This window comes from Nostoc sp. (assembly GCF_036919615.1).
Lineage (GTDB): Bacteria > Cyanobacteriota > Cyanobacteriia > Cyanobacteriales > Nostocaceae > Nostoc.
In genome coordinates, this window is the sequence record NZ_JBALCN010000099.1 from 39,515 (window position 1) to 58,338 (window position 18,824).

Sequence of the window (18,824 nt, forward strand, 5' to 3'; positions counted from 1 at the left end):
TCGCTCCCGCCAGTTTCGGCGCAAGCACACGGTGAAAGGACTCTGCTTGGGCGCTGTGGAGGGCACAGTCTTCCAGCACGAGCGCCGAATGTATTACCGCATCAACTCTTCCGAAACGATCGCGGACTGTGGTGAGGGCATGGTGCGTCTGGTCGGGGTTTGTGATGTCGGCTTGATAATATATGGCCTCCCCACCGTTGCAGCGAATCGCATCCAGAAGCGACTGAATATCACTGTTGATTGGGCGACGACCGAGCAGGATCAGGCGGGTTCGATACTGGGCAAAGAGCCACTGGGCAATCGTGCTACCAATGCCTCCTGCCCCGCCCGCGATCACCACAACTGCATCGGGCTGGAACACTGGACTTGCGGCACCCCTAGCCTCTGGATGCACCCGCTCTAACGCCTGCACAAACCGTCTGCTCTGTCGCCATGCGAGGTTTCGACCTGCGTGATCGCCCGGGTCAGCCAGAACTTGGGTGATCAATGCGGTCGACTCTGAGCGACTCCGGATCAGGTCTTGGTGATCCAGGTCAATCATGGACACCCGCAGGCTAGGATACTCCCGACGCAACACCTTTGCCACCCCAATCAACACAGCCCCCGTGATGTCCGCCTGACCAGAACCAGCGGCTTGTTCTGAACCGAGGACGGTCTGGTGATCCAGCGTGATCAGCTTCAGATCCGTCGCTACAGTTGCGCCCCAACGGGAATGGAGTGCCCGAATCAAGTGCAACAAGGGGAAGAGTGCCCGTGCCTGCATAGCTTGAACGGCAGTCAGTGATCGCCATTCCCTGCCAGCAGATTGATACAAGACAACAATAGTGGGCGGTTCACGATACCCACTCAACAGTGCCTCAAAATCAGCAAGAGTGCGTCCAGCTAGGGGAGTGGTGATCGCGGCATTCCCTAGAACCGTCTGCAATCGCTGGGTCAAGCCCATCAGCGGGGGAACATCAGAGCCATTTTCTTCAAAGAAAATCAAGGTCGGGCGATCGCTGATCACCGATGTTTGCTCCACAGGGGCGAGGTGCCACACGGGACGGTACATCAGATCCGCCAAGTCCGCCTGCGTCCCCGAGTCATTGCCATTGACCTGTTTCTCGTTGGACAAAGACAAACTGGCAGCCAGACAACGGGCAGCTTCCTGCGGCGTGAGCGTGCCATTTTGAACCAGTCTTAGGATTTCAAATCTGTTCATCGTTCCCACCTAACCCCTGACACGATTTGGAAATATCTTCGAGTAAGCGATCTGCAGCTTCAATGGTGTAATCCCCACGCGCTAGCCCTTCCAGCGCTGACAGCAACCATTGTTCCAGATCCTCCGGCGGCGGATTCACAACCACAGGCTTGACCGCTTTGACGCAGAAGTTTTCAACGGTTGCCATCAGGTGTCCGGTGTCATCCAGAATGACCAAGTGGAAGCGGGCGATCAAGAGATCGTCCCCTTGGACGACAGGCGGCTCACTGCGGCGCAACAGAACTGTCCCTCGGTGTGGCAAGGTGCCCAAGAGACGGACAGACTCTACCGAGAATGGCAACCAGAGCGCGGCGTTACGCCCATCCCGTTGCAATTCCACTTGCACCGTTTGCAAGGCGGCATCAAGCACCACCGATTGACTGCCGAACCGGGTCGAGTCCCCGCCCTGAATGTCCTTGTCTTGAATGTCAAATCGTGCTGAGGTGCCGTCAGCCAACAGGCGCACCTCTCGGATACCTTGGAATAATCCGCCATAGGTAACACCCGCTTGCTCAAAGGCGGCATAGTATTGTTCCCGTGTAATCAACCGTCCGCCCGGTTCAAGCAAAGGGATGAACGCGGCTGGAATCGCTTGGGGACGCAGAGCCTCACGATTTGTGATCGCTCGACCTGCTGCATAGGTCTCACCTGCGCTGTTTTGAATCGCAAACCTCACCCCGGTTTGTTCCGGCACCAGTGAGATGTGCAGCGTTATGATCTCTGCATCCACCTCGGCGCGGCGCATCCAGGTCACGTCTTCAAAGGTAATGGGCACGCCAAAAGCAGTCTGGTTGATGGCACGACTGATGAGTTCCAAGAGGGTCGCTCCCGGCAACGTCGGTATACCATTGACTTGGTGTTCACGCACAATCGGGTCATTGCGATCAATCCATTGCTCCACCGTGGTTGGCTGGACTGGGGAAGTATCCAATCGCGTGATCCAACACCGTCGCGGCTCAAACGGAGAACCGGGCAACGAAACCCGCCAAGGTTCTGTCGTTCGGGGCAGCCTATCCCACGGGACGATGCCACCCCTGACCCAATGTGCAGCCAGTTCCCGCAAATTATCCAATGCCAGAGATCGCGGCTCGACTGAGTTGGGATTAGCAACACCCAAGAATAGCCCGTCTGCCTGTTCCCCCTGCAGATAGATGTCTACCAACGAACAGACTTGGTCGATTGAATCAACGTGCAGGGCAAGGCGATGGACAAAGGCATGACGACCGACTTGTAGGGTGAACGCCACATCCGCCAGTCGCATATCCGGTTCCCGCCTGAATGCCGCTGCTAAGTTCTGTGCTGCAATCCGTAGGAGTCGTTCATTCCGGGCAGAAAGGATAATCAACTCGGTTCCGGTACTCGCTTTTGGGCGGTGATCGCTGAGATATTCTTCTATAATCGCATGAGCATTGCTTCCTCCGGCTCCCAAGCTGCTAATCCCAGCGCGGCGGGGTCCGTCACTCTCCCAAACCACACAGGTTCGTTGCAGGCGGAAAGGACTGGACTCGAAGGCGATCGCGGGATTGGGAACATCAGCGTGCAGACTCGGCACCAGCAAACGGTGTTTCATTTGTAGGAGGATTTTGAACAGGCCAGCCACCCCGGCAGCAGACTCCAAGTGACCGATATTCGACTTGATGGAACCCAAGGCGCAACGTCCCTGCCTCCCAGTTGATGCAGTCTCAAATGATACAGTTTCAAAGGCGGCACATAGCCCATCAAATTCAATTGGATCACCCAGTGCGGTGCCCGTGCCATGAGCTTCAATGTAAGAAATCGACTCGGCGGCAATTCCTGATCGCTGCATCGCTAACTGGACAACTTCGGCTTGGGCACTGGGGTTGGGCACCGTGTAGCCATTGGTCTTGCCGCCGTGGTTCATGGCACTACCGAGGATCACCGCGTAGATGTGGTCGTGATCGTGTTTTGCCGCCGAGAGTGGTTTTAAGATCACAGCACCCACCCCTTCGCCAGGAACATAGCCATCACCCTGTGCTCCGAAACTCCGACATTTGCCATCAGTCGAAGCAAAACGGAGTTGTGCCATCTGCACGAATTTTGAGGGGTGTAGGTAAAGATTAACCCCACCCGCGATCGCTAAATCACATTCGCCCCGGCGCAGACTCTCACAGGCGAGGTGAATCGCACTCAAGGACGCAGAACAAGCGGTGTCGATCGGCAGACTGGGACCATGCAAGTCAAGGATATAGGACACCCGATTTGCTATCGACCAGAATGACGAATTCGGAAAAATCGCCTGCCCCCGGCTCCAAGCTTCGGCTCCGAACAACTGGTAGCTGCCCCACGTCACCCCAGCAAAAACGCCCGTTCGTTGGCGGTGTTCCTCCCAAACGCGGCGCAGTGCCTCTGGATTATATCCCGCATCTTCCAGTGCCAACCACGCGGACTCCAGGAACAATCGCTCCTGCGGATCGATCAACTCTGCATCCTTGGGCGTGATGCCGAAAAAGAGCGGGTCAAATTGATCTACATGATTGAGGAAGCCACCCCAACGGGCATAGGTCTTCATGGGATTGCCGGGGCGCGGATCATAAAACTGAGAATGATCCCAGCGTTCCGGCGGCACTTCGCGGATAGCCTCTTTCCCATCACGCAGTAACACCCACAGGTCATCTAGACTGTCCGCACCAGGGAAGCGTCCGTTCACCCCGATGATCGCGATCGCCTCATTCGCACTGGGATGATCAGGTTGCTGCCGATTGTGACTATTAGGATGCGGGGCAGGCTGATCATCAGAATTACGATCAGGCAGACGATCAGAGGGAGATCCCATCGTTTTTGTGTGAGGTTCAGCAGCAGCGATCGCACCATTAGAGACATGAGGCAATCGCAGTGCCAGATAGTTTGTTAACTCGCCAATCGTTTTGTAGTGGAACAGGAGAGTCTTGGGCAACGTGCCAAACCGGGTTTCGAGTTGGACGGTCAGGCGACGAATAGACACCGAGTCGATGCCGTAGATATCCAGTCCGGCGGCGGGATCGATCCGTTCCGGGGCAATTTTCAATTCCTGACTAAATAATTGACGCAGGTAGGCCGAGATCGGATCGGGTGACACGTCTGATGCAATTAGCGACACATCGGGCGAACTGTTGTCAGGGGAACTATGCGGCACGTCGGGTGCAGACACAGTTAATGAAAGATGCGGCTCCCGCTCCATCACCCCCAGGAATTGCTGCAACCGGGCGGTATTCCCCCAAGCTGCAATGATCCCAGGTTCGTCCCATGCCAACGCTTGCTCGATGAGCGCTAGTCCCTTGGCTGACGGCATCGGAGCCATCCCCGTTTGCTCAAAGATCCTTGGCAACAAATCCGCTGGCATCTGCATCCCGCCCTCCTGCCAAAGCGGCCAATTGATCGCCACAGTTCGACCGACACGGCGTTCTGCAAAGTAATCCAGGAAGGCATTTGCCGCCGCATAGTCAGACTGACCAGGATTACCCATGATCGCTGTCAGGGACGAGAAGATCAAGAAGAAATCGAGATTGTCGTTCCGGGTGGTCTGATCTAAGTGGCGCACGCCCTCGATCTTCGGAGCCAACACTCGCAGGAAGGATTCCTCGTCTTTGTAACAGATGTAACGGTCTTCCAGGATACCCGCTGCATGGATCACGCCATGAATCGTACCAAAGCGTCGGCGTGTCCGGCGAACAGCCTCTTCCACCTCAGCGGCATGGGTGATATCGGTAGACACATAGATTGCCTCGCCACCCAGCGCTTTGAGTTCCTGGATTAGCCGAACGCTGTCTGACCCAAACCGTTGGCGACCCAGCAGTGCCACCCGGGCATGGAAGTGGGTAACGAGGTGCCGCGCCAACAGACAACCAAGACCGCCTACCCCACCGCTAATCAGGTAAACTCCCTCGGTACGGAACCCAGTCCTAACCGGGGGATTGACCGGGGCAGAGGGGGGGAGCCATGCCTCGGTACGGCGTTCCTGGAAGCCGCCGTTGTAAACCCGGAGTTCCTGCGCCTGACCTGCCTGCAATGCCGGAATCCGAGTACAAAGTGGCAGAAGGAATGCGGGAGTCAGATCTAATCCGTCCACGGCCAGGGAGGCGGCTGCCACGTTCGGATGTTCAGCCACTAGTGTCCGGAGAAAGGCAGCTTGCATCGCTGCTGTTGCCCCCGTGGCGATCGCGATCAGTTCCACCGGATGACCGCCCTGACTCAGCCTTGCCTTGCACAATCGTAAAAGGTCGAGAATGGCTCCGTCCTGGGACGTATCGCTAAAGTGCCATACCTGGAGCGTCCCTGTAGCCGTTGGATCAAACGCCGTCCCTTCCGTCCAGATTGTCATTCCCGGTTGCAGGCGTTGCAGCGTGGTGATCCATTCCTGGCTAGACCGACCCAGTCCGCTGAGGAACACCGATCCGCCATTGCGGGGATGCGATGCCACCTCCTGCCAGACTCGCCGTGCCAGTAGCATCTCCTGGGATGGCTCTGATGGTGGGCTAGGAGGCATGGTTGTGCCACGTCGCATCGGTTCACCCGCAGGCAACCAATAGCGTTCCCGCAAAAACGGATATCCCGGCAAGGAGAGAATCGCCCCGGCGACTGGCCAATTGACATCTGCACCGTCTGCCCACCGTCTGGCGGCTTTGTACCAATCGCCCCGATCAACCATCTGTTGGGTTTGGGGACAACTCTGGCGCAATAATGCGGGAGGGATCTGCACGGTTTCGCTGGGGAGCGTCCCAGAAAATGTCCTTGAATCCGGAGTGCCAGCCAACCAATCGCAGAGAGAATGAACCAGTTGGTCGGTGGAATCAGCCACAATTGCCAGGCGGGATGCCATCGGTTCGCGCCCTCGTTGGAGCGTGGCAGCTATAGCGGTAATCTCCATCGCCGGGTCTGCCGTGATCGCTGCTGCAAGGTCAGTTGCCACGCACCGTAACCGTTCCTCGTTCACGGCTGAAAGGGGGATCAGCACTGGTGGTAGCGGTTTCACAGGTGGGACATCTGAGGGAGCGCGGAACTCTTCCAGAATCAGATGGGCGTTGGCACCGCCTGCCCCAAAGGAACTAACTCCAGCCCGTCGAATGCCAGAACGCGGAGTCCAGTCCGTCAAGTGTTGTTGCACTCGGAAGCCAGTCTGCTCAAACGTGATCGATGGATTCGGGGAGGCAGCGTGCAGAGAAGGCACCAGTTTGCCGTACCACATCTGCAATAGTACCTTGGTCAGCCCTGCAATGCCTGCCGCCGATTCCAGATGTCCAATATTGGACTTCACCGACCCGATTGCACAGGGGGTGACGTCTCGGCGATCGCCAAAGACACGGCTGAGGGCGGCAATTTCCAGGGGGTCACCCAACTCGGTGCCTGTACCATGTGCTTCCACATAGCTCAAAGAATCTGCTCCGAAACCCGATTGTTCGAGTGCGCGTTCAATAGCTGCCGCTTGTGCAGCTGGATTGGGCACCGTGTAGCCATGTGTGCGACCGCCGTGCGTGACGCTGGAACCGCGAATCACCCCGTAAATGCGATCACCATCGGCTACAGCCCGCACCAACGGTTTCAGCACAATCGCCCCAGCCCCTTCCCCCGGAACATAGCCATCCCCGCCCTGCCCAAAACTTCGGCACCTTCCGTCACTTGAAGCAAATTCTTGCTGACTCAATCCGACATATTTCGAGGGGTGCAAGTAAAGGTTCACGCCCCCCGCCAGCGCCAGATCACACTCGCCGCGATAAATCGCTTCACAGGCCAGATGCACCGCCACGAGGGACGAGGAACAGGCCGTGTCAATCGTCATGCTCGGTCCACTCCAATTGAGCACATGGGAGACTCGGTTAGCCACGCTCCAGTGCGATGCGCCGGGAATCACGACCCGACCCCGTGCCCATTCTTCCGCTGCGAGTAATTGATAACTGCCCCAAGTGACACCGACAAAGACCCCCGCCTTGGCACCCAGATTGATGCGTCCGGCGGATAATCCAGACGGCGTATACGCGGCATCCTCCAAGGCGTGCCAACACACTTCCAGAAATAGGCGTTCTTGAGGATCCATCCGTTCCGCTTCTTTGGGGGAAATGCCGAAGAACAGAGGATCGAATTTGTCGGCATCGTCCAGGAAGCCCCCCCAACGTGTGTAGGCTCCAGTCGGATTGCTTCGGTCAGGATCGTAGATCAAGCTATGATCCCAGCGATCACCTGGAACCTCCGTGATCGCATCCACTCCCATCGCCAACAAGTGCCAAAATTCAGCGATCACTTTGGCGTGAGGATAACGACCCGCCAGTCCGATGATCGCGATTTCGACCGGAGCATCCCCCGCCGGAGCAGGTGGCCCAAACTGAGGATTCGCTTGAGGCGAGGGGGCAAGAAAATTAAACGGTGCTGGATACATCTGCACCAGAAATTGCGTTAGGTCGTTCAGGTTTCTGTACTCAAAGAACAGACTGGACGGCAACGGCCCAAATTTCGCCGAGAACACGGCATTCAGCTTTTTAATTAACAGAGAGTCCAACCCCAGACTGTCCCACGGATCAAACAAGTTCAAGCGCTCCCGTGGAATTACCAAGGCATCCGCCAATACGCCCCGCACAATTTCAACCGGAGCCTCGCCAACGGGAACTGACACCGCCGGGGTCGGATGAGCGGGAGACGGTGAACACCGGACTGGACGAAATGGATAGGCGGGTAATGACAGGGGCGGCGCGAGGTGTTTGGGATAGAGGAGTTCCCAATCCACGGCTACCGCTGCCTGATATGCTGCTGCCAGTGTCAAGAGCAGCGTGTGGCGTTGCTGTCCAGTAGCAACCACAGACTGTCTTGCCAGATTTGCTGTGGCTGGGATTTGGTTTACCTCCAATGGTGGACTGGATATGCCCTCTAACAACTGTTGCCGGAGGGAGTCCAGCCGATCTGCCACAAAGGCGACCCGATAGCGGAAGTGACTACGCCGAGTTGCCAAGGTGACCGCCAACTGCCGCACAGACAGATCGGGGTTTGCGTCAAGAAACTCCGCTAAGTCTCTGAGGCGATCCTGCAAGGCTGCCGAGGATTTTGCCGATATGAGGAATAATTCTGGCTCTGGTTTCGATTCTGGGGCTAGGGGGGCAGGACCGATCGCAATTGGCGGCTCTTCCAGAACGGCATGACAGTTGGTGCCGCTGAACCCAAACGAACTCACAGTAGCCCGTCGGGGAGTCCCTTCGGGTGTCTGCCAGGGGCGGAGTTCGCGATTCACCTGGAAGGGGGTCAACTCGAAGGGAATCTGCGGATTGGGTTGCTCAAAATGCAAGGACGGCGGCAATTGGCGATTACGGAAACAGAGCAGGACTTTGATCACCGCTGCCACCCCCGCCGCATACACGGTATGTCCAATATTGGTTTTAACTGAGCCGATCGCACAATAGCCCGTCTGGGACGTGGTTTCACGGAAGGTTCGCGCCAATGCCTCCACTTCCACCGGATCGCCCAGTGCCGTTCCGGTGCCATGCGCCTCGACCAGGGTAATCGTTACTGGATCAATGCCACTGGTGGTGTAGACCTGCCGCTCTAGGGCACTCTGGCTCAGGCTACTGGGTGCAGTGATCCCGTTGCTCTGACCATCTTGATTGACGGCAATGCCACGAATCACCCCGTGAATCCGGTCGTTGTTTTGGATGGCATCTTCTAGACGCTTCAGCACCACCACGCCCACGCCTTCTCCGGGCACAAAGCCGTCTGCCCCATCTGCAAAGGCTCTGAGGGTTCCGGTGGGTGATAACATCCCCGCTTTGCCACAGAGAATGTGAAAGCGCGGTGTATGCATGAGGAAGGCTCCACCCGCGATCGCTGTACTGGACTCCCCAGACAATAGCGACTGACAGGCCAACTTGATCGCCACCAGGGAGGATGAACAGGCGGTATCCACGGTCAAGTTCGGTCCTTTCAGATTCAATAGGTAGGACAACCGAGCACCAAGGATCGCCGCATGATTACCCGTGAGAATATGTCCATTCAGAGCGATGCCGGATTGTGCCAGCCACTCGGCATAATCACCGGGACTCGCCGCTGCAAATACCCCACAGGTGGCACCATCCAGTTCATGATCCGGAATGCCTGCATCGTCGATCGCCTTCCACGCTTCCTCCAGAAATAGGCGCTGTTCGGGACTCATGAACTGAGCCTCTACCCCCGTAATCCGGAAAAAAAGCGAATCCCAGTCGTGAACATCGTCCAGAAAAGCCCCGAAGCGGCAATAGTGTCTGCAATCCCCATCCCCTAGCTGTTCGGAGAGTGCGACTGCATCCCAACGCTCCGGCGGCACCGTCCCACAGGCACTTACCCCAGCTTGCAGATTTGCCCAGAATTGGTCAATATTGCGGGCACCGGGGAACCGCGCACTCATCCCGACGATCGCGATACTGTTACTGGCAAGATTGTTAGTAGCAATACTCTGGATGGCAAGACCGTTAGTGGCCAGACTGTGGGTGGCAACACTGCCCGTTGCGGCTTCTGGTTGGAAGTTTGTCGTGGAGTCGCAACTATCCATTGCAATGACGATTTTTCCAATACTTTCCCGTCGCTCAAAGGATTGGAAGGCTTCCCGGATTTGGTGCAGTGGCAACACCCGATCCACCATGCCCTCACCCGCCCCCTGAGCCAGTGCCGCTGCCATTTGGTCAAGCAGTTTCCTGGCGTCCGATGATCGGCGCAACAACAAACGGCGTAAATCCAGGCTGAGAATGGTCTGATTATCGACCAGTTGGGATAAATCCAGCGCAGGTGCCGACTTCCACGCTGTCATCGCCAGTTCCACATAGCGTCCGCCTGGTGCCAACACAGCCACTCCCTTCTGGATGGCATCACCGGACAATGTGTTCAACACCACATCTACCCCTCGGTGGTTGGTCAATCGCAGGACTTCATCCCGGAAATCTGTCTGCTGATAGGCGATCGGGTGCTGCACCCCGATTTTTTTCAAATAGTCGAGTTTGACCGAACTGCCAGCTGTTGCAAAGACCTCTGCCCCTGCCGCCAGCGCCATCCGCACTGCGTGTAAGCCTGTGCCCCCTGCCGCCGTCTGAATCAGAATGGAGTCGCCGGAGCGCAGGTTTGCCCGTTGCAATGCACAATGAGCCGTCAACCATGCCACCGGAAAGGCCGCCGCCGCCTCATACGTGACCTGGGCAGGTTTTTGCACTGTCAGCCAAGCGTCAGCATTGACCACCTCAGCCAGTCCGCCCATTGATTCTCCCAGGATGGACACGACATCATCACCGGGCTGAAATTCTGTCACTCCTGCACCCACCGCGATCACGCGACCTGCCACCTCAAAGCCAGGTGTAAAGGGATAGGGCGGCATGGTTGGATACAGTCCCTTGATGCACAGGAGGTCGCCAAAGTTGAGTGAACAAGCTCGCACCGCGATCTGCACCTCACCCGCTACTGGGGATACTACGACCAGGGTGTGTAACCGCAATTCCGCGACTGAACTCGGTCCGGTCAGCCGCACCGCTCTGGGAAAATCGGGGTTCACCGGAGTCTCTGGGGTCACGGGTTCGGTGGTGGATGTGGATAGGGTGGGGGGGTGGGGGGCAGGCGAGATCACCCCGGTGGAAATGGAGACAACTGAATCTGTAGGGCGATCCCCAGATGACACTGTCGGCAGATGGTATGTTTCGTTGAGATGTTGCACCAGACTACGGACACTGGGATAGTCAAACAGCACCGTCGTCCGTAGGGTGAGTGAGAAGACGCGGTTGATCTCGCGAATCAGATCCACAGCACTGATCGAGTCGAGTCCATATTCTGCAAAGCGGCGATCATCGTCGATCTGGGTGACAGGAACCTGCAAGCAGGCGGAAACCAGCGTCCGAATTTGCTCTTCCCATTGAATATTATCTGTGCGACCCTCGGTAGTTCTAACGGCAACAAAGACCGCCTGACGGTAGGCATAGCCCTGCTCTGACTCGGTGACAGCCACTTGGGAAAAGCCAATGTCTGCGAGTAAAGCGTGCCATTGTGTCGCCGACAATAGGGGCGATCCGGGTAAACGATCGGATTCGTCAGCAAAGGTCCACCAGCCATCTGTCAGGCCAAAGGTTGCGGTCAGGACGTTGGAGTTATGAGTGAGTTCATTTAGAAGCAGCAGTCCGCCCGGGTTTAATAACCGATGAATTTGGGTGAGCGACCGCCGAACGTCCCGCGTGGCATGAATCACATTGGCGGCGGCAATCACATCGAAGGTGGCTGGCACCCCTGGTTGATCTGGCTGCTCAATATCGAGAGTACTGAACTTGAGGCATGGATAGACCCGCCCCAGGCGATTGGCAGCGGCTCGCACCAGCGTCGGGGACAAATCGGTAAACCAATACTCCAATCTGCCTGTGGCTGTTCCTAAATGCTCCAGGATGGCTTCAGTGGACGATCCCGTTCCCGCCCCAATTTCCAGCACACACAGATCGGGTCCTATGGCCTGTTGATACTGACGGATGGCTTCTGCCATGAGATGGCTGAAATAATCAGCAGGGGGATTGCCCTGATAAACGGCTTCGACCAGTTCGGCGGAACCGTCCGGAAACAGCACTTCCGGGGCGCGAACTGTTCCCCGCATTACCGACACACAGTGGGTCAGACAGCGATCCAACAGCCGCAGCCATGCCGCTATCCCCGGTGCCTTCAGAGCCTCTCGCCGGAGTGCCGCATCGTCTTGTTGATCGGAGACGGGCTGGGCTGTGGTCAGCATTGCTGTATGTAGCCGTTGCAGTTTCGGAATCACCTCGGTGGCATCAACATCGCAAAGAACCTGAGTAAGTCCAGCAGCAGCTAATTGTTCCAGTGCTTCAAAGCCCTGCTGGAATGCCTGCATAGCGGTCAGTTCAGCCACGGTGTTATGATCATTCACGCAGCCTAGACGGGCACACCACGCCTCAGTTGCCTTGAAGATCGCTACTTGGGGTAAATCACTGCTGAGTAAGCGATGGAAGGCCGCCAGACCTTCAGCCGTCGTGATCGCCCCAATCCCCTGGCGTTGCATCCTGGCTCTGTAATCTGGTGATGCCACGATGCCCGTTTCGCCCCAATAGCCCCAGTTGCAGACCCCAATGCGGACATCTGGACGCTCTCGCCGCAGTCGAGCCACATAGGCATCTTGGTAAGCGCATCCGGCTACATAGTTGCCCTGTCCAGGATTGCCAGCAAAGGAGTTCAAGGACGAGAAGAAGGCGAGAAAATCGAGTTGATCCGGGCGAGTGGCCTGGTCAATGGCGATTGTGCCTGCTACCTTGACCGCAAAAGCAGCACGGAAATCCGCTTGCGTCAGGCTCGTCAAGCTGCCATCCTGCAACACCACAGCGGCATGAATTACCCCGTAGATGGCTCCAAACCGTGATCGCACCGTGTCAAATAGCAGTACCGTGTCTTGGAAATTGGTAATATCGCCTACCAGATAGATGGCTATGGAACCTGCTTGTTCCAGGCGTGTCAGCAGGGCACGAATGGAGTCATTGATCGTCCGCCGACCCAGCAATACCAGGCGAACTGAGGTCTGGGCGGCAAAATGCTCGGCGATCGCGGCTCCGATCCCCCCGGCTCCACCCACAATCACGTAGACTCCCCCCTGACGCAGGGTCATCTGGGCAGACGGCAATTCCACGGGGGTGAGTACCTGCTCATACAAACCATTGGATTCTAAGGACAGTTGCCGTGATCGCTCTTTGCCAAATGCCTGCATGAACGCATCCACCAGGCTCCCTGCTGTCCCGGTTTGCAGCCATTGTGAACTGACATTGACGCTACCGACCCGCCAATGGGGATTTTCAGCGGCAATGGTACGAACTAGTCCGGTCACACTGGCGGCACCGGGAACAGGCACATCGGTGTCTATAATGGCGGCGGCATCAATGGTCAGCACTCGCAATTCCAACGGTTCCGGCGATGGAACCAGTTTTTGCAAGTCAACCATCAGGCAAAACAGCTTGATCGCTGCGTCGTCCTCTGTATCCGCCAAGTACCAAACCGCCGTGGGTTTGACTCCTGATAGTGTTTCGACAATAGACTGCGCCGTTACCGCACGGATCGCCGATCCATGCGCCATCACCGCCGCCGCCCGAACACAGTCCGGCACGTTGGCGATCGCCGATATGATCACGACTTCACCTTGTCCCGCAACCGGGGGCAATTCAATCTGCTGCACAGGAAGGGGTTGCCATCTCGGTTGGAAGTACCGTAGCGGATCATTGGCAGTTGCCGACTCAGTCGGGAACACCGCCTCCCTCGCGATATTCAGCTGACCCGATTGCCATTGCGCCGCTCTCAGACACACCCTATCCATCTGAAGCACTACCGCACCTTGGGCATCCGTAGCGACGATATCGAACCAAGTCGCATCCGCCGCCTGCTCAATTCGGTGGGCGTGGATTGATCGCACAGAGGCAAGGTCTTGCACCCGCCACAGCCAGTCCACCGCATAGGGGACGAATAGCTGATCGCTGACACCGAGTAGCACCCCAGTCACCTGGAATACCGCATCGACGATCGCCCAGGCGGCTCCCCCAGTAGCGCGGATCTGACCAACGGCGTGGGCTTGATTAACCCGAATGGAATCAAGCAGGCGGCAGGATGGTCCATATTCAATTCCACGATGCAAAAATAGGCGATCAATGTCAATTGGATCCAGATCCGTGGCATCCAGATCCGTGGCATCCAGATCCGTGGCACAGATCGCCAACCAGTCGGGATCTTGGCGGCGAGTTGTTCCAGCCATATCCCCAGTCGCATTGGAAACACAGGTGGCGCGGCAAAATTGGCGACCCTCCGCATCGACAACGTGGTATACCAGCCCGTCTGAATTGGGATGGGCAAGAACAACGGTCGTCTCCAGTGGGTCATTCCCGACGATCGCAGGTTCAAGGAACATCACGTCTCTCCAGGGTTGGGAGGTGCGATCGCCTGCCGTCGCCCACAGCATCGTCAACCATGCCCCCGCCGGAACCACCTTCTGGGACTGCACCCGGTGGTCACGCAGCATTGGATCTTGGGCGGTGAACGTGGCTGTCACTGGCACTGCTACTGCGGGGATAGGGCGATTGGCGCGATCAGAATCCGGGGGCGTGTCTGCGACCCAATACCGTTGCCGTTCAAACGGATAGGTCGGCAACCCGATGACGTGCCTGCCCGTGAAGGGTTGAATATCCATCGTCCCATGCCATAGCGGTAGGGAGTCCTGTTGGGCAATAGCCCGTAACCTATCGCGGCATTCTGACAGAGACCAGACCGTGAACCGAATTCTATGTTCCATCCATTCCCGGCGACTTTGCAACGTAAATGCCAGATCCGCTAGTGTCATATCCGGATTCAGTGAGTCCAGTGCCACAGCCAGTTCGCCTGCATAGCGCCGAAGTGCCGCCGGAGTCCGAGCTGATAATATAATGTCATGCGATCTCGGCTCTTGTTGACGCAGTTGCAAGGTCGGCGCAGGGGGTTCCGCCACAATTAAATGCACATTGACCCCACCCGCCCCAAACGAACTGATGCCTGCAATGCGTTCTCCTTCGACCGTCCACGGAGTTGCTTCCTGCTGCACATAGAAGGGAGTCGTGTCAAACCGGATTTCGGGATTGGATTCTGGGCAATGTAACGACGGCACCAGCGTTCTATGCCGCATCTCTAGCAGCACTTTAATCAACGCTGCAACTCCCGCTGCCGCCTCCAAATGACCAATGTTTGACTTGACCGACGAGAGGGCACAAAATCCGCGATCGCCCGTGTGTGGAGAAAATGCCTTTGTCAACCCCGCAACCTCAATTGGATCACCGAGCATTGTTCCGGTTCCATGTGCCTCAATATGCGAAATCTGCCGCGCACTAATGCCAGCCTGTCGGATTGCAGACTCGATCACTTTGGACTGGAAGTGGGGGTGAGGGACGGTATAGCCGCCTGTTTTGCCGTTGTGGTTTGTTGCCGACCCACGAATGACTCCATAGATCGTGTCACCGTTTGCCAATGCCTGCGACAGAGAACACAGCACGACGGCACCGCCCCCCTCACCCGCGACATACCCATCGGCACCGGCACCGAAACTGCGGCACCGCCCACTGCGGGACAGCATTTGCATTTGCCCCAGCAGTTGATACTTGTTAGGGTGCAAGCTCAGATTCACACCACCCGCCAGCGCCAGTGAGCAATCGCCACGCCGAATACTCTCGCACGCCAGATGCACCGCCAACAGCGACGATGAACAGGCAGTGTCCAGGGTCATGCTTGGCCCGTGGAAATCGAAAAAGTGACTGACTCGGTTTGCCACGGAAAAAGACCACGATCCAGGCAACATCCCAACTTGCTGGCGGAACAGTTGATACTCGTGCCACATCACGCCCGCAAACACACCCACGCCGCCACCGGATTCTTCCGAATGCAGCGCCGTCAGCCTGTCCCGGTTATACCCAGCATCTTCGATCGCCGCCCAAGCAATCTCCAAGAACAGGCGCTCCTGCGGATCCATTAACCGAGCATCGCGAGGGGAAATTTGGAAAAAGAGCGGATCGAAACAATCGAACTCATCCAGAAAGCCGCCCCACTGCTGTCCCGGTGTCCCGTCTTGATGCCCAACAAGTGACCAGCGATCACCCGGAACCTCCGTGATACAGTCTCGCCCCGTCACCAGATTCTGCCAAAACTGCCGCAGATTCGCCGCCTGTGGAAACCGCCCACTGATCCCGATGATCGCGATCGGCTCTGCCGCTTGCTCCTTAGTGGGTGCAGATTTTGGCAGACGTAGCTCTTGCAGTTCTGGGACTTGGCTTGGAACTGGGATCTGTGTCTTTTCCTGGGGGGACTCCAATGGCTCAGGGAGAGAGGGAGCATCGGCGATCGCGCCGCTCCAAACAACTACCGAACCTTTGGCCTCTGGGCAGTTAAGTATTCGTTCTAGGGCTGGGATACCTGCTTCCGTCTCTAGCAGATCCAAGCCATGACGTTGACGAATTTCGCGCTGTTTCTCCGGGGAAATCTGCATTCCGCCGTCAGCCCAAGGCGGCCACGCCACCGAGACGGTACGCCCTTGTCGCTGTCCCTGGCTGCGTTGCTGTTCCCGCTGTTCGGCAAAGCGATCAAGGAAACCGTTGGCATAGGCATAGTCGCTCTGTCCGATGTTACCGACGATCGCCGAAATGGAACTGAAAAGCACAAAGAAATCGAGCGGTTGGGTACTTGTCACGGCATCCAGTTGCACAGTGCCAATCAACTTCGGTGCCAGCACTCGACTGATCGCTGTCAGATCCTTATTGCCCAGCAAACTGTCATCCTTTGTGCCAGCCGCATGGATCACGCCCCGGATCGATCCTAGCGTCTTTACCGTCTCGCTCAGACAGGTCTGCAAAGCATTGACATCGGTGACATCAACCTGACGATACACCAGATTAGTCGGGTAGGCAGTCAATTCCTGTTGCACGGCAGCACTGATGGGCGATCGCGCCGTGATCAGCACTTTTGCCCCCGCTTGCAGGAGCCACCGGGCAAATAACAGCCCCAACCCACTGCCGCCACCTGTGATCCAATAGCCCCCACCTGGACGAATCTGAATATCAGTAGCCTGTCCATCGCCTTCACAAAGGTTACGAGCAGAGCGACAAAGGCGTGTCCCCCCCCTGTAGCGAACCTCAAACGGCTGATCTGCATCCCCGCATTGAAGTTCGAGCAAAACCGCCTGCGCCAAATCCGCCGCACCAACCTCGATCACTCTGCCAACAAATGATGGAGACTCAAGTGCAAAAGTCCGAAAATGGGCAGCAATCGCCGTTTCCTGGGGGGCACCATTCAGATCCGCCAGGTAAAGCAACGTGACACGCGGTATTGGACGTATGGACAAGATTGCCTGCTCCAGCAACACCAGACTTTCAAAGCCCGTCACCAGCGAGTCTGCCAAACGCTCAGGCAGTCCGCCATCCGGCATTTCATGATTCCAAAGCCAGACTATTTGCAAGGATTGCAATGTCCCCACTGGCAACGCACCCACTGCCGCCAGCAACTGATCGAAATCAGCCTGACGCGCTGGATTTACCTGGTAATGTCCGGCACCGAGGACGGCAAACCGCACCCCTAGTTCCGCCCATAGCACGACACGATCGGTCGGATCAAATGCCCACGAGGCTTGCAAACGCGCCCGTTGCTCCGGTCGAGCCAGCACCAGTAACGGCGAACTGTCCCTTGGCGAACTCTCCCTTGCCGTCTGGCGTTGCGTCTTGGGATCAACTACCCACTCAAACACTCGCAGCACCGGAACACAGGGCGAGTCACAAGAATCGGCTTCCACCATAGGCTCAGGGGCAGCAGTCTGGACTGAGGACAGCAGGCGGATCGACCCAAAATGTTCACTTAAGTAGTTTGATAATACTTCCACAGTAGGATATTCAAACAGCAGCGTGGGATAGATCACGTGCCCGGTTTGCTGTTCAATCCTATGAGCCAGTTGCAGCAATTGCGTTGAGTCCAGCCCTAAATCGTAAAAGCCAGCCTGTTCAGGGATCGGGGCAACCTGCTGTCCCACCAACTCTGCGACCTGATGCCGCAAATAGTCCGTCCAGTCTGTATGCAAGGGTGGTGATTCCAGGGATAGGCGCTTGGTCTGCTCCGGTGGCAATGGTGGTGAGATGGATAGGGGCGGCTCTGGTGGCGATGATAAAGACGGCGACGCGGATGATGGCAGGGTTTGAGTCAGTCCGTCCCGCTGTAACTCCGTCAATCGGTGAATGGCCGAGACATCACGGACACGCTTCAACGAACAGTTTTGCATCGCTGCGACTGGATTGCCGTCTCCATCGAATAGGAAGATGTCGCGACTGAATGCTTCGGTGACGCTTGCCCCGTTCGCCGCCGACCCTGAAGCCGGAACAAACACATAGCAGGTCTGCGGCCCCCGCTGCCAGATCCGGAACGACTCGATATAAAAGGGAACATAAGGACTTGCGGTCAAACGATCTGTTTCCGCTGGAGTCAAGAAAAAGGGAACGAGCGTGGAACCGTCTAAATAAGCTGGATGAATCAGAAAATCATTCTCATACGCCTGAGACACTTCGTTCAGGTGGAATTGTGCGACCACCGATCCGGGTGTTCTATACAGGGCTCCCTGCGGTTGGTAGAAATCACCGTGCCAAATTCCGGCTTGCCGCGCGATCGTATACATCCCAGCGGTTTGCAAGGTCGGATCATTCCGGGTGACGGCATGCACCTGAGCATCTAATGGAGCAGGGACAGGGAATGAGACGCGCATGACTTTGCAACGGGCATGGACGCGCCAATCGGCTTCGAGTGCTTCACCATCCTTTTCCGCCCGACTCTCAACGGTCACATCAGACTCTTCACCTATGCTACGGAAGGAGATTCGCAGGCGGCGATCAAAGAACTTTGTAGTCGCCACAGGTTCGGTAAATAGGATGTTTCGAACCTCGATTTCAGTCAGCGCAAGCCCTCTGCCAACAGCAATTCGACTGATCAGATCCACCAAGCAGACACCGGGCAAAATGCGGACATTAAACACCCGGTGATCGCGCACAATCGGATCATCATACCGGACTATCGCCTGATATTGCCGTTCGATAACATTTTCTGCGTGGTCTATCATCCTGGTATCGTTTAT

General features: G+C 56.8%; 2 protein-coding genes (1 of these 2 cut by a window edge). Both read right to left on the reverse strand.

Features of this window, described 5'->3' with window-relative positions; genetic code table 11:
• A protein-coding gene (locus tag V7K48_RS30665) for an SDR family NAD(P)-dependent oxidoreductase (protein ID WP_335078421.1) crosses the window boundary here: on the reverse strand, positions 1-1,201 show its 5' portion. The gene continues 26,000 nt to the left of window position 1, outside the view; only the first 1,201 of its 27,201 coding nucleotides appear in the window; it begins with the start codon at positions 1,199-1,201; its stop codon lies off the left edge, out of view.
• The gene (locus V7K48_RS30670) at positions 1,188-18,809 is read right to left on the reverse strand and encodes an SDR family NAD(P)-dependent oxidoreductase (protein WP_335078423.1); all 17,622 of its coding nucleotides are present in this window, start codon (positions 18,807-18,809) and stop codon (positions 1,188-1,190) included. Before V7K48_RS30670 ends, V7K48_RS30665 begins: the two co-directional genes overlap by 14 nt.
• Positions 18,810-18,824: the final 15 nt, after the last annotated feature.

Excerpts from the sequence above, each read along its gene's own strand:
- V7K48_RS30670 (WP_335078423.1), bottom strand. The coding sequence starts at position 18,809 with ATGATAGACCACGCAGAAAATGTTATCGAACGGCAATATCAGGCGATA.